This is a genomic window from Klebsiella sp. SYXHC3 (assembly GCF_057196925.1).
This window is the reverse complement of the sequence record NZ_JBXUNG010000001.1, coordinates 431,504-445,659: the sequence shown is the minus strand read 5'-3', so window position 1 is coordinate 445,659 and position 14,156 is coordinate 431,504. Positions and strand designations below refer to the sequence as shown.

The window sequence follows — 14,156 nt, the reverse complement described above, 5'->3', positions numbered from 1 at the left end:
GCTTTTTTGTCAGCACAGACGGCAGAATTGAAGTAAACGACCAGCAGCGATCAATCAGACTAAGAGAAATGGTGACTTCGGTGAAAATCACCTACATTTGCAGTGTGTATCTATGTCTACCAGGGAAAAGAATATGTTAAAGCGTCAGGCAATAAAAACGGCGTTGGCAATGGTGATGTCGGTAACGATGGCCGCGGCACCGGCGCTTGCTAATCCCGGGAACGGTAATGGCAATGGTGAACATGGCAATAGCGGTAAAAACATCTATCATGGCAATAAAGGTAATCATGGCCATAGCGATAACGCCGCTGGCAAGGGACAGCGTAAGAATTACGGCAAACCGGATCACGTCGATAGGGATATCAGCTATACCACCGCTCGCGCGCTGGCAGTAAACTACGGCTTGACCGGCTATAAAGCGCTGCCTCCGGGGATTGCGAAAAATCTCGCGCGTGGAAAACCATTACCTCCGGGCATTGCCAAAAAAACGGTGCCTGCCTCGATGCTCAACCAATTACCTTATTATCCTGGCTATGAGTGGCGGGTCGTTGGCAACGATCTGGTACTGATTGCGCTCAGTACCGCCGTGGTCACCGCGATCATTAATAGCGTCTTTGATTAACATAGAGGCCCCGTGATAAACGGGGCTTTGCTTTTCTAATAACATTTGATCTCTTTCTTAAACCAATCCTCACCGGGGAGAGTTTTAAACTTTACAGCTATTATTGGCGGGCTATACTAAGCACAACTTTATACAGGAGAGATATGTTGGACAGTCACCCTTATTTAAACATCAAGGCAAACTGACGCTATCTATTCTGCGCTGTTTGCCAACCGGCAGGCAGCAATCCTTTCCCAATCCTGATTGCCTCCTGATAACTGGAATTCGCTTTTTTGCGAGGTAATTCATCATGTTATTATTTTTCTACGCCCTGTTCCCTCCGCCTTTTACGCGGTAACACACGCTCACACAGGCCATTAAAGCTATCTCACTGCGGTTAAGCAATCTACGCAGGAATATCTACTACGCGCAATTTGTGAGTGTAAAAAAATAACATCTAACTATGCATGATTTATTTATGCAGGGATTACCACATCTAAATTTGGGGATGAATCATGACTGACATGAAAGTAGAAAACCGGAATACCAACCGGTCTGCGTCAGAAAATGATAAGCAGCATAAAAAGAGCTTTGCGATTGAAACGGAGGCCTTTAATAGTCCGGACCATACGTTGGCACGTTTAAATAGCAGTCGGCAGGGACTAACGACCGCCGATGCACTGGAACGGCTGGACGACTATGGTCGCAACGAAGTGGCACGCGAAAGTGTGCCGCCGTTTTATATTCAATTACTGCAGGCATTTAATAACCCGTTTATTTACGTACTGATGGCGCTGGCGGCAGTCAGTTTTATTACCGATTACTGGCTACCGCTGCGAAACGGTGAAGAGACAGACCTCACCGGCGTTATTATTATCCTGACGATGGTGAGCCTGAGTGGTCTATTACGCTTCTGGCAGGAGTTCAGGACCAATAAAGCCGCGCAGGCGCTGAAATCCATGGTCCGTACCACCGCAACGGTACTGCGCCGCGGGCCGGGCAATATTGGCTCCTGCCAGGAGGAAATACCCATTGAAGAGCTGGTGCCGGGCGATATTATTTTCCTTGCCGCAGGCGATCTGGTGCCGGCAGATGTTCGTCTGCTGGAATCACGGGACCTCTTTGTCAGTCAGTCCATTCTTAGCGGTGAATCACTACCGGTAGAAAAATATGATCTGATGGCCAGCGTGTCGGGAAAATGCAGCGACCGTCTACCGACGCCGGATAAAAATAAAAGTCTGTTAGAGATGGGCAATATCTGTCTGATGGGGACGAACGTCACCAGCGGCAGGGCGCGGGCGGTGGTGGTGGCGACCGGCGACCGGACCTGGTTTGGCTCGCTGGCAAAATCGATCGTCGGCACCCGCACGCAAACCGCCTTCGATCGCGGGGTGAATAGCGTGAGCTGGTTGTTAATCCGCTTCATGCTGATCATGGTACCGATCGTGTTGTTGATTAACGGTTTCAGTAAAGGCGATTGGGTAGAAGCCTCGCTTTTCGCCCTGGCGGTGGCGGTCGGTTTAACGCCGGAGATGTTACCCATGATCGTCAGTTCGAACCTCGCGAAGGGCGCGATTGCCATGTCGCGGCGTAAGGTGATCGTTAAGCGTCTCAATGCCATTCAAAACTTTGGCGCAATGGATGTGCTGTGTACGGATAAAACAGGCACCCTGACCCAGGACAATATCATCCTTGAGCATCATCTCGACGTTGGCGGCGCGGAAAGCAATCGAGTATTAATGCTGGCGTGGCTGAATAGCAGCAGCCAAAGCGGAGCGCGTAATCTGATGGACAGAGCCGTGTTGCGCTATGGGGAAGGGCGGCTGGCGCCGGCGGAAAAAGAGCGTTTCGTGAAGCTCGATGAATTGCCGTTCGATTTTGTACGCCGCCGCGTATCGGTCTCGGTGGAAGACAGCCGCTATGGCGATAAAAGCCTGATTTGTAAAGGGGCGGTTGAAGAGATGCTCGAAGCCGCGACCCATATTCGTGAGGGCGACAAGATCGTTGAACTGGACGAGCTGCGCCGGGAACTATTGCTGACGAAAACCGAAGATTATAACGCTCAGGGTTTTCGGGTATTGCTGGTCGCTACCCGCAAGCTGGATGATACCGCGCTAAATGTGCCGCTCACCGCCGCTGATGAACAGGGGCTCACCGTTGAGGGCATGTTGACGTTCCTCGACCCGCCGAAGGAAAGCGCGGGCAAAGCCATTACCGCACTGCGTGATAACGGTGTTGCGGTCAAGGTACTTACCGGTGATAACCCGGTTGTAACGGCGCGGATTTGTCTTGAAGTGGGCATTGATGCGCACGACATACTCACCGGCCAACAGGTTGAGTCAATGACTGACCGCCAGCTTCAGCAGGAGGTCGAGAAACGCGCGGTGTTCGCCAAACTGACGCCGCTGCAGAAGTCGCGCATTCTGCAGATGCTACAGAAAAATGGCCATACCGTTGGTTTTCTGGGCGATGGCATTAACGACGCCCCGGCGCTGCGCGATGCCGATGTGGGTATTTCTGTCGATAGCGCGGCGGATATCGCGAAGGAGTCCTCGGATATTATTCTGCTGGAAAAAGACCTGATGGTGCTGGAAGAGGGGGTTATTAAAGGACGCGAGACCTTTGGCAACATTATTAAGTATCTGAACATGACCGCCAGCTCCAACTTCGGCAACGTGTTTTCGGTGCTGGTCGCCAGCGCCTTTATCCCGTTCCTGCCGATGCTGGCGATTCATCTGTTGATTCAGAATCTGATGTACGACATCTCACAGCTGTCGCTGCCGTGGGACAAAATGGATAAGGAGTTTTTGCGTAAGCCGCGCAAGTGGGATGCGAAGAACATTGGCCGCTTTATGCTGTGGATTGGCCCCACGTCGTCGATATTCGATATCACCACCTTTGCTCTGATGTGGTACGTCTTCGCCGCCAATCATGTGGAAGCGCAGGCCTTGTTCCAGTCCGGCTGGTTTATCGAAGGGCTGCTGTCGCAGACGTTGGTGGTACATATGTTGAGAACGCAGAAAATTCCGTTCATCCAGAGCCGCGCGACGCTGCCGGTTTTGCTCACCACCGCCGCCATTATGGCCATCGGCATCTATATCCCGTTCTCGCCGCTTGGCGCCATGGTGGGGCTTGAGCCGCTGCCGCTGAGTTATTTCCCGTGGCTCGTTGCCACGTTGCTGAGCTACTGCCTGGTGGCGCAGGGTATGAAACGTTTCTATATCAAGCGCTTTGGCCAGTGGTTCTGATGACAAAAAGGAGGATGACGATGAATCGTTCACCGGAGGATCTCATCGCCTGGATGTTTTTACTGGCCGGTTTGCTGGTCCTGGCGCTGGCGATACGGCAAATCTTTGAATAGCGGGGGGACTATGCGCAAAACGTCGTTAGACCCAATCTTTCTCCAGGCCGTGTTGATGATGGTGGTGATAGTCTTACTCACCGTCTGGATTAGGTAGTTTAAGGCCCGGGGCGTTATCGCTTCGGGCCTAAAGTCCCTGCGGTATTCCTGCAACATGGCAAATGGTACTTTCCACCACGGGGAACACGTCGATTAACTCAATAATGGTAGAGCTTCGAGCATATTCTTCAGGTTTAAGGTATCCCAGGGCAGGTGTTCGGCGACGGTGAGTCCGACCGGTTTGGCCTGAGCGGCGGCTTGATTGATAAGATTAACCACTTCGGCAATCGTCAGTTTCCCTTCGGCGACATCGCCAAAATCGTGTACGCCGCGCCCCGGACGAGCAAATAGCACTGCTCGAAACAGGGCCGGGTCGAGGACATCAAGATCGAGATGGATGGCCAGGTACTCAATACGTTCACGCGCTATCCACTCGTCAATCGCCTGTGGATTCTGACGCAGCTCTGATGGGCTTAAGGTGGCGATGCCGCGTTCACTAATAAACTGTTTTTCGACATCGAGCGGGCTATGGATCCCGGCAATGAGCGCTTTGCCTGGTGATAATGGCTTTCTGACCACCTGGGTTAATTCCGCGTCGCCATTGCCCATTAACGCCCCAAGAACGTGGGCATGGGCATGTGGGAACTGCTCTGGCGTCATAACGTCCGGGTGAGAATCAATCCATAATACCCCCAATTTATCGCCATATTTTTCCACAAGCCAGGCGAAAGGAGCCAGGGAGACCAGGCAATCGCCCCCTAAGGTGACAATGGTCTCTGGCTGATTTCGAGTGATTTTGTCTTGTGCATCAAGCAACTGTTCAACGATCGCCCGGCGGCCGACAATTCCATCTTCATTTGCCAGTTGAGCGTGTCCTGGTTCGGGGACACAGACCTCCTCGACAACGCCTTGCGCAGGCGGCGCCAGCCAGGACAGCATCCGGGAGCCGAAGAAGTAGGGCGGATTGTTGCCGCCTTGCCATTGCGGAAAAAGCAAACGCAGACTGGATTGGGTATTTGGCATCATGGTTCTCCTCATATTTATCATCACAAATGAACGAACGTTCATTCATTAATAATGAGGCGCACTGTCGGTGATGGCAAGTAAAAACGGGTTATTTACCCTAACATTAGGCTGCTAGCCAAAAAGCGCTTGAAGCAGGTAGAATTGCCCATCGCCGGAGGTAGTTGAAATGTTAAATAATTCAGAAACGTACCATAAGCTGATTGTCGCCGCGGCGGCGTGCTTTGCCGAAAAAGGATTTAATGGAACCAGCGTGCGCGAAATTGCACTGCGCGCAGGTATTAGCCTCGGCGCGATGTACACCTACTTTAAAGGCAAAGATGAACTCATTGAGGCGATTATCCTTGAAGAGCAAAAATCGGCATTAGCTAAGCATCAGGAGCGCTTCGAAGGTTCCCATTTTGCGCAGATTTGCGCCTTAGCCGTTTCCTGTATAGAAGAAGTGGGGTATCCCTCTTCGCACCAGCTGTGGGTGGAAATTATTGCGGAATCGGCAAGAAAGCCGGCGCTGCGGCAGATTTTCGTCAATAGCGACAGGATCATGCGCGACGGAATGGCACAGATTATTGCTCAAGGAATTGCCGCTGGCGAGCTCAGCCCACACGTTAACGTCGAAGAAGCAACGCTCACCATCTTTGCATTCATCGATGGTCTGATTGGCCGTAAAGCGATGAATCCCGCATTTACCGTGGCTAAGGATCTGCCGCATTTTGACAACGTCATGGCGACCATTCTCAATAAAAATAGCGCTAGTGAATCCCATGCAACAGTACGCTGATTTCTGTTTTAGCGCCGTGATGGCTCAACGGGCGGCAAAAGAAAATCTCACCCTTGATGCCGACCAGCTCGCGTTGGTCGCCAACTTGCAAATGCTGAGCCAGCAGTTATTCCGGCAGCAAACGGCAATACAAGGATTGTACGTCTGGGGGCGAACCGGGCGCGGGAAGAGCTTTATTCTCGATAGCTTCTTTTCCAGCTTGCCGCTGCGTGAAAAGCGGCGGGTGCATTTTCATCACTTTTTCCGCGAGCTCCATCAGCGGCTGAACGCCCCTTCGGCGCCGCGGTTGCAAGAGGTCGTCGCGCACATGACCGACAACTGTCGTCTGCTCTGTTTTGATGAGTTTCATCTTCATGACCCGGCTGATGCGATGTTGATAAAGGTGCTACTGGAGCATTTGTTCGCGCGAAATATCGTCTTATTAGCGACCTCCAATTATCCCCCCGACCGTTTGCTGGCGAATCCGCTCTATCACGAACGTTTTTTGCCTTCCATTAACCTCATTAAACATCATATGACGGTAACGGCGCTCAACGGCGAACAGGATTACCGCGAGCGACATGCCTCGCTGGAGAATGATTTCTGCCAGGGAAAACTGTTGGTGCAGCCAACCCCCAGTACTCGCGCGACGCTCGGTTTGCCGGATATTGCCCTGCAGGCGCAGGCTCTGCAAGTAGGTTATCGCACCCTGCAGACGGCATCTCGGCAAGGTGCTTTTCTGCATTTCACTTTCGACCAGCTCTGCCTTGCGCCTACCTCGGTTATGGATTACCTGACGCTATGTGAGCAACACCAGAACTGGCTCGTCGAGAAGGTTCCACCGTTGGCGCGAGTTAGCCCTGCGGCACAGCAGCGCTTTATCAACGTGGTGGATATTTTGTATGAAAAACAGTGCCGCTTAATTTTAATTACCGATTGCGGGCTGGAAACACTGGTGGCGGATGTGGAGCTGGATGATATTCAACGCACCTACAGTCGGTTACAGCAGCTCGCTCGGGAAGCATAAAAAAGCGCCACTCGATAATGAGCGGCGCTTTAACAGAGTAACCTGCCGCCGGTTATTCACCGGCGGGCAGGGGAATTACAGATCGAAACGATCCAGATTCATTACCTTGGTCCATGCGGCAACGAAATCAGTAACGAATTTCTGTTGCGCATCGGCACAGGCATAGACTTCGGCCAGCGCGCGCAGGACCGAGTTAGAACCGAACACCAGATCGACGCGAGTGGCGGTATATTTCTCTTCGCCGCTCTTACGGTCGTGACCGGTAAACAGCTCAGCCTGTTCATCCGCGGCTTTCCATACGGTGCCCATATCCAGCAGGTTGACGAAGAAGTCAGTGCTGAGGACGCCGACGCGATCGGTGAAGACGCCATGTTGGCTGCCATCGAAGTTAGCGCCCAGCACGCGCAGGCCGCCGACCAGTGCCGTCATTTCCGGCGCCGTCAGGGTTAGCTGCTGCGCTTTATCGATAAGCAGGGTTTCCGTTGACACGCCGCCTTCGATGCGACGGTAATTACGGAAACCGTCGGCCAGCGGCTGTAGCAGATCCATTGCTTCAACATCGGTCTGATCCTGGCGCGCATCAACGCGACCCGGCGCAAACGGCACGTTTACTTGAACGCCGGCAGCCGCTGCGGCCTGCTCAACCCCCACGACGCCTGCCAGAACAATGATATCCGCCAGCGACGCTTTACCCGATGCTTTCTGGATGGCCTGTAGCGTTGGCAGCACTTTGCTGGCAATGGCGTTGACCGGCCATTCTCTCTGTGGCAGCAGGGCCAGACGCGCGCCGTTAGCGCCGCCGCGCTTATCACCGCCGCGGAAGGTTGAGGCGGAAGCCCAGGCAACGGAGACCAGTTCGCTGACCGACAGGCCTGAATCCGCAATGGCCGTTTTCAGCGTAGCGATGTCGGAGGCGGTCGGGTTATGCGTCGGAGCCGGTAATGGATCCTGCCAAATCAGATCTTCTTTTGGCACTTCCGGACCGAGATAACGGGATTTTGGCCCCATATCGCGGTGAATCAGTTTAAACCAGGCGCGGGCGAAGGCTTCGTTAAAGGCCTGCGGATCGTTCAGGAAACGGCGCGAGATTTTGCCGAATTCCGGGTCGAAGCGCAGCGTCAGGTCCGTTACCAGCATGGTCGGCTTGCGTTTTTTATTCGGATCAAACGGGTCGGGAATAATCTCCGGCGCATCTTTCGCTTCAAACTGAATAGCGCCCGCCGGGCTGCGCGTCTGTACCCATTCGTATTTGAACAGGTTCTCGAAGAAGTAGTTGCTCCATTGGGTCGGGGTTTGCGTCCATACGACTTCCAGACCCGAGGTGATGGCGTCCGCGCCTACACCGCTGCCGTAAGTACTGCTCCAGCCAAGACCCTGAGATTCCAGCGGGGCGGCTTCCGGTTCCGGGCCAACGTGGCTTGCCGGTGCGGCGCCGTGCGTTTTACCCAGCGTATGGCCGCCGGCGATCAGCGCGACGATTTCTTCATCGTCCATCGCCATATTGCCGAAGGTCGCACGAATGGCTGCCGCGGCGGAAAGCGGATCGCCGCTGGCGTTAGGGCCTTCCGGGTTGACATAGATGAGACCCATTTCTGTGGCGCCCAGCGCCTGTTTTTCCAGGCTTTCCGGGTGGCGATGTTTCAGCCACTCTTTTTCATCGCCCCAGTCAACATCGAGGTCCGGTTCCCACACGTCTTCACGCCCTGCGCCGAAACCGAAGGTACGGAAGCCGGCGTTTTCTAATGCCACGTTACCCGCCAGCATATACAGGTCTGCCCAGGAGATTTTCTGACCATATTTTTGTTTCACCGGCCACAGCAGACGACGGGCTTTATCAAGGCTGACGTTATCCGGCCAGGAGTTAAGCGGGGCGAAGCGCTGCTGCCCGCGACCGGCGCCGCCGCGGCCATCGACGGTACGGTAAGTCCCCGCGCCGTGCCACGCCATACGAATAAACAGGCCAATGTAGCTGCCCCAATCGGCAGGCCACCACTCCTGAGAGTCGGTCAGCAGCGCGCGAAGGTCGGCTTTCAATGCGGAGTAGTCGAGCTTTTTGAACTCTTCCCGATAGTTGAAGTTTTCACCCAATGGGTTAGAACGATTGGAGTGCTGATTCAGCAGGTCAACACGAAGTTGGTTGGGCCACCAGTCACGGTTGGCGGTACCGCTGCCGGCGCTTTGCTTCGGCGTCCCGGCGTGGAAAGGGCATTTCCCTGCGGATGGGTTGTTAGTGGGATCATTTGACGTGCTCATATCAGGCTCCGTTTGCTTTTGTGAATGCCATTACGATATACACTGCTACCAATAAGCGATATTTGAATGAGTCTACGGATTTAATAGCTTTTACCGTTCAACAAACATAATTAAAACCAGTGTGTTAGTGTGTTTACTCGGCGAAATTCAAAACCACACCTTTAAACATAGTCGTAACGCAGCGGTAAAGGAAACGTTATGATGCGTTACCCGCAACGGATCGCTAATTGTTTGAGATATGACAATTTTACTGCGATGAAAGGATTAGCGTTGCCAGTAAAGCGGCGTGCCGAAAACGTCGGTAAAATAATCAATAACGGTGCGTACATTGAGCGACGGATGACGAGCATGCGGATAAATCGCGGCAATGTAAGAGGGCAAATGGTTAATGCCAACGCTGTAGTCATTCATCAGCGCTACTAATGTTCCCTGCGCCAGCGCGTCGCTCACCATCCAGTCCGGAAACAAAACAATGCCCATTCCGCCAATCGCTGAAGTGAGAAGGGCATCGGCGTTGTTTGAGATTAGCCGCGGTGTTTGCGGGTAATGGGTCCACTCTTCTTCCCTCTGGCGAAAAAGCCAACGGTTAGCGCCCTGTGAACCGCGATACACCAGCGTGCGGTGTTGATTAAGCTCAGAAGGCGATTGCGGCGCGCCGAAACGGGAAAGGTAACCAGGCGCTGCGGCGAGGTAATAGCGCTGGGCGCCAAAAACCTTTGCGTGATAGCTGGCGTCAGGCAGGGCGCTGATACGAAAAATGATATCAGTCGCCTGGCGATGAGGATCGACAAAGTCATCGGTCAGGATTAATTCGTACTCCAGCTCGGGATAACGATCGGCCAGTCCCGCTAACCATGGCGCGATATGCCGTTGGCCAAAGTAGACCGGGGCGTTGATGCGCACGAGTCCGCCAGGTTGTTGGGCGCGATCCTGTAATTCGCGTTGCGCGTGAGCGAATTGCTCGGTCATCCCGCGGGCATAGTCAGCAAACAGGTTTCCGGCCTCCGTTGGAACGACCGCACGGGTATTGCGGTAGAACAGCTGCTGGCCTAGCGCATCCTCAAGTTGCTGGATGACCCGTGAGATAAGAGAAGGGGACACGCCTTCACGGCGCGCGACAACGGAAAAACTATGGCTGTCATACACGGCGATAAACAGCTGGAGGGCGCGGAGATTGATGTTACCTACGTCGGCCATTAATGCAAATCCTGCAAAGGTGTTTGCAAAACTATACTATTTTTTGCATTAGCGCGCCGTTCTATTCTCTTCCGCTCTTAACAACTGAAGAGTATTTAACATGCAGCGTGTGCTGATTTTTTTAGTGATTGCCGGCGGAATGGGGCTGTCCGTAGAGGCAGGTCTATTGGGGCCGCTGGCGGGTCAGGTCGGTGATTTATGGGCAACAATGAGTATTTTCGCCATTGGCGCGGCATTAACGTTTTTACTGATGCTTTTTTTTAGCCCGCGACAAAGTCCCTCTTTTTTTTCGCTCCCCGGTTGGCAATTAACCGGTGGTCTATTGGGGCCAGGTTATGTGCTGATATTAACGATTGTTACTCCGACGATCGGTATCGCAATGACGATTACCGGTGTTCTCGCCGGTCAAGTATGTAAGAGTCTGTTAATCGATCATTTTGGCTGGTTTGGTAGCCCGCGGCGAAAAATAGATCGCCGCCGAGTTATTGCTCTGTTGTTCATTGTGGCGGCATTAGTGCTGATTGCCGTTGATTGAGGTGCTGATATGAATATGCTGATGATTATTTTGTCGCTGATTGGCGGTGCATTGCTAAGCGTACAGGCTGCGGTGAATGGCCGTCTTGGCGCGCAAGTCGGAATATTGCGTAGCGCCTTTTTGACCTTTTCCATTGGCGCGTTGGTGACCGGTTTATTCATCGTTTTCTTTGCTCCGCAGCAGTCGATGACGCTGCTGGATGTGCCAAAGTGGCAACTGCTTGGGGCGTTCTGCGGGGTACCCTATATTGTCATCATGGTGCTGGCAGTACAGCGAATCGGCACGGCAACGGCGACGGTGGCGGTAATATTTGGTCAACTCGCGATGAGCTTGCTGATTGATAATTTCGGGTGGTTGGGAAATAGCGCTATTGCCTTTTCGCCACAACGCCTGGCAGCGGTGCTGTGTTTGGCGTTAGCACTGTACTTTATATACGCCTCTGGCGTATCAGGAGCAGTTGCACCTCCTAAACGGCCGGGAAAGGCGAAATGGTTGTCGACCGAACGGGAATAAGCTAATACTTAGACACCATGTGACTGGCGCTAAAGACAGAATACTGTTGGGGAGCATGGTCAAGTACGCCGCGCGCCTGGGCATTACCCCTATCTGGAGATAAGTTATGCCTGAATTAGCTTCATTATCGGCTTTTGCCGCGGTGGCGTTGGGGTTGGTGTTAACGCCTGGCCCCAACATGATGTACCTCACTTCACGGTCGATTTGCCAGGGAAAACGCGCCGGCTTTATATCCCTTGCTGGCGTTGCGGTGGGGTTTTTCTTTTATATGCTGTGTGCGGCTTTTGGCATAACCGCGCTGGTTTTCGCCGTACCCTATGCCTACGATGCGTTGCGAATTTGCGGAGTGGCTTATTTACTCTATTTAGCGTGGCAGGCGATTAAACCCGGTGGGCGGCCGATTTTCGCGGTGCGCGACTTACCGGCTGATAGCGGGCGTAAGCTGTTTCTGATGGGCTTTCTTACCAGCCTGGCGAATCCTAAAGTGGCTATCTTGTATTTGTCTTTGCTGCCGCAGTTTATCACCCCCGGACTCGGTAGCGTGCTGAGTCAGTCCCTAATACTAGGCTGTACCCAGGCGCTAATAAGCGTGGCGGTTAACGGGCTTATTATTATGCTGGCCGGGCAGGTGGCGCTGTTTCTTGGGCGGCGACCGGGCTGGCAACACTTTCAGCGTTGGCTGATGGCGACGGTACTTGCCGGAATGGCGGTAAAGATCGCTTTTGAGGCCAGAAAATAATCGTTACCGCCTGACAACGCGTTCTTATGCCTTTCTCTCGTTGAGAAAGGCAACTCACGTTCTAACATACTGATACATTTCTGCCAGTTCATTAGCAACCTTTCAGTAGGGCTAATGCGTCAATAAAGCTATTCTTCCCCGCCTTTAGTTTTTGTGCTTTCCAGTGACGCAGGTAAATTGCCGCCAATGACCCTATTGAGAGATGAGATCCGCGACCACTCGGCAGAAGAGATGCTGTTTATCCGCCGCGCCGTTATTGCTTTCCTGTTGGTGGTGGTCTGCTTTGGGGTGTTGATTTTCAATCTCTACCATCTCCAGGTAGAGCAGCACGACTTTTATCAGACCCGCTCCAATCAAAACGACATTAAAATGTTGCCGATCGCGCCAAGCCGGGGGCTGATTTTCGACCGCAACGGTATTCCGCTGGTACAAAATATCACCCTGTATCGCCTGCAGGTGATCCCCAGCAAGATTGCCGATATGTCGGCGCTGCTGCAGGCGTTAAGCCCGATTGTCGACCTGACGGCGGATGATATCGCCAGTTTCCGCGACGATATGCACCACAATAGCCGCTATAAAGAAGTGACGCTGAAATCCGATCTTACCGATGTGGAAGTGGCGCGATTCGCGGTCAACGAATTCCGTTTTCCCGGCGTCACCGTCGAGAGCTACCAGCAGCGAAGTTATCCCTATGGCGCGGAACTGGCGCACGTTGTCGGTTACGTTTCGAAAATTAACGATAACGATTTACAACGGCTGGCGAAAAACGGCGAAGCAGAAAACTACGCGGCCGATCGCAATATCGGTAAACAGGGGATTGAAGGCTATTACGAGAAAGAGCTGCATGGCACCACCGGTTATCAGGAAGTCGAGGTAGACAACCACGGTCGCGTCGTTCGCCTGTTGAAAGAAGTCCCGCCGGTCGCCGGCAAAAATATCTATCTGACGCTAGACCTGCATTTGCAGCAGTACATCGAGTCGGTCCTGAAGGGCCAGCGCGCCGCGGTCGTGGCCGTCGACCCGCGCGACGGCGGCGTACTGGCAATGGTCTCCAGCCCCAGCTATGACCCCAACCCCTTCGTTAAGGGGATTGGCTACCAGGCTTACAAATCGCTGCTCGATAACCAGGATCGCCCGCTGATTAACCGCGTCACTCAGGGCTTGTATCCCCCGGCTTCCACGGTCAAGCCGTATATGGCGCTCTCAGCCCTTTCCGCCGGGGTGATTACGCCAAATACCACCTTCTTCGGCGCGCCGACCTGGACGCTACCCGGTACTCAGCGCCGCTATCGCGACTGGTTAAAAACGGGACATGGTATGTTGAATGTGACCAAAGCGATTGAAGAGTCGGCGGATACCTTCTTCTACCAGGTCGCTTTTGAGATGGGCATCGACCGTATACACGAGTGGTTGAGCAAGTTTGGTTACGGACAATCGACCGGCATCGATCTCAATGAAGAATACGCCGGGGTTTTGCCGAGCCGCGAATGGAAACAGCGGGTACATAAAAAACCGTGGTATCAGGGCGATACGATTTCCGTCGGTATCGGCCAGGGGTACTGGATCGCGACGCCAATCCAGATGGTGAAAGCGCTGACCACTTTAATCAACAACGGCAAAGTACAAAACCCCCATCTTTTGTACTCAATGAAGCAGGGGAATAAGGTCGTACGGTACCAGCAGCCAGCCAATTTACCGCAGGTCGGCGATCCGAAATCGCCATACTGGGGGGTTGTTCGCAATGGTATGTATGGCATGGCGAACCTGCCGAACGGTACGGGATATAAGCTGTTTCATACCGCGCCGTACCAGATTGCGGCGAAGTCCGGCACCTCGCAGGTGTTTAGCCTGAAGGAGAACCAGACCTACAATGCCAAAATGATCCCGGTACGTCTGCGCGACCACATTTTTTATACCCTGTTTGCGCCGTATCAGCATCCGAAAGTGGCGATGGCGCTCATTCTCGAAAATGGCGGCGGCGATGGCGTTGTCGCCGGCCCGACGGCGCGAGCGATTCTCGACCATATCTTCGACCCGGCGAATGCGCCGGCTGCGGATAGCGCGCAAAGTAACGTTCCGCAGGTCGAAAGCGCCGATGCGCAGTAACCACT

13 protein-coding genes and 1 riboswitch are annotated in these 14,156 nt (G+C 53.4%); of the genes, 10 read left to right on the top strand and 3 right to left on the bottom strand.

The features are described from left to right. Nucleotides 1-133: 133 nt before the first annotated feature. The 4 genes from AC2CGP_RS02195 to mgtU all read left to right on the top strand — a co-directional run bounded on the left by AC2CGP_RS02195 (nt 134) and on the right by mgtU (nt 4,059). Nucleotides 134-622: an anti-virulence regulator CigR family protein gene (locus AC2CGP_RS02195; RefSeq protein ID WP_045414051.1), complete on the top strand. Its 489-nt coding sequence runs from the start codon at nt 134-136 to the stop codon at nt 620-622. A 494-nt stretch (nt 623-1,116) separates the two neighbouring features. After that, nucleotides 1,117-3,849, top strand: coding sequence for a magnesium-translocating P-type ATPase (gene mgtA / locus AC2CGP_RS02190; protein WP_484502241.1), 2,733 nt, complete (start codon nt 1,117-1,119; stop codon nt 3,847-3,849). 20 nt (nt 3,850-3,869) lie between these two features. Continuing rightward, nucleotides 3,870-3,962 (top strand): protein MgtR, encoded by a 93-nt coding sequence (gene mgtR, locus AC2CGP_RS02185; RefSeq protein ID WP_020078726.1) that lies wholly within the window; start codon nt 3,870-3,872, stop codon nt 3,960-3,962. Nucleotides 3,963-3,972: 10 nt separating this feature from the next. Beyond that, complete coding sequence (mgtU, locus tag AC2CGP_RS02180; protein WP_251009860.1) at nt 3,973-4,059, top strand: magnesium transporter protection protein MgtU; 87 nt, start codon at nt 3,973-3,975, stop codon at nt 4,057-4,059. A 95-nt stretch (nt 4,060-4,154) separates the two neighbouring features. On the opposite strand, the gene AC2CGP_RS02175 is transcribed toward mgtU, so the two are convergent. Then, complete coding sequence (locus AC2CGP_RS02175; RefSeq protein ID WP_015705488.1) at nt 4,155-5,024, bottom strand: arginase family protein; 870 nt, start codon at nt 5,022-5,024, stop codon at nt 4,155-4,157. Nucleotides 5,025-5,193: 169 nt separating this feature from the next. Here AC2CGP_RS02175 and AC2CGP_RS02170 point away from each other — a divergent pair, with 169 nt between their 5' ends. Both AC2CGP_RS02170 and zapE read left to right on the top strand, forming a co-directional pair. Continuing rightward, on the top strand, nt 5,194-5,802 hold the full coding sequence (locus AC2CGP_RS02170; RefSeq protein WP_015366516.1) for a TetR/AcrR family transcriptional regulator: 609 nt from the start codon (nt 5,194-5,196) through the stop codon (nt 5,800-5,802). Further along, nucleotides 5,786-6,808 carry a cell division protein ZapE gene (gene zapE, locus AC2CGP_RS02165; protein WP_046883835.1) on the top strand — a complete coding sequence of 341 codons (1,023 nt, stop codon included), beginning with the start codon at nt 5,786-5,788 and terminating at the stop codon, nt 6,806-6,808. The genes AC2CGP_RS02170 and zapE overlap by 17 nt, the downstream gene beginning before the upstream one ends. A 75-nt stretch (nt 6,809-6,883) precedes the next feature. Here zapE and katG read toward each other — a convergent pair whose 3' ends face one another. Together katG and AC2CGP_RS02155 are read right to left on the bottom strand one after the other, a co-directional pair. Continuing rightward, on the bottom strand, nt 6,884-9,061 hold the full coding sequence (gene katG / locus AC2CGP_RS02160; RefSeq protein ID WP_015366518.1) for a catalase/peroxidase HPI: 2,178 nt from the start codon (nt 9,059-9,061) through the stop codon (nt 6,884-6,886). A gap of 264 nt (nt 9,062-9,325) precedes the next feature. Continuing rightward, a complete protein-coding gene (locus AC2CGP_RS02155) occupies nt 9,326-10,258 on the bottom strand; it encodes a LysR family transcriptional regulator (protein WP_015705486.1) in 933 nt (310 codons plus the stop codon). Nucleotides 10,259-10,358: 100 nt separating this feature from the next. On the opposite strand from AC2CGP_RS02155, the gene AC2CGP_RS02150 reads away from it, so the two are divergent. The 4 genes from AC2CGP_RS02150 (at nt 10,359) to mrdA (ending at nt 14,151) form a co-directional block, all read left to right on the top strand. Further along, nucleotides 10,359-10,793 (top strand): DMT family transporter, encoded by a 435-nt coding sequence (locus tag AC2CGP_RS02150; RefSeq protein WP_015705485.1) that lies wholly within the window; start codon nt 10,359-10,361, stop codon nt 10,791-10,793. A gap of 9 nt (nt 10,794-10,802) precedes the next feature. Further along, nucleotides 10,803-11,306 (top strand): DMT family transporter, encoded by a 504-nt coding sequence (locus AC2CGP_RS02145; protein WP_045366090.1) that lies wholly within the window; start codon nt 10,803-10,805, stop codon nt 11,304-11,306. A 9-nt stretch (nt 11,307-11,315) separates the two neighbouring features. Then, a riboswitch (ZMP/ZTP riboswitch) is annotated at nt 11,316-11,395 on the top strand. A gap of 17 nt (nt 11,396-11,412) precedes the next feature. Then, nucleotides 11,413-12,045 (top strand): LysE family translocator, encoded by a 633-nt coding sequence (locus AC2CGP_RS02140; protein WP_015366522.1) that lies wholly within the window; start codon nt 11,413-11,415, stop codon nt 12,043-12,045. A 186-nt stretch (nt 12,046-12,231) separates the two neighbouring features. Then, the gene (gene mrdA / locus AC2CGP_RS02135; protein WP_484502240.1) at nt 12,232-14,151 is read left to right on the top strand and encodes a penicillin-binding protein 2; all 1,920 of its coding nucleotides are present in this window, start codon (nt 12,232-12,234) and stop codon (nt 14,149-14,151) included. Nucleotides 14,152-14,156 lie beyond the last annotated feature (5 nt).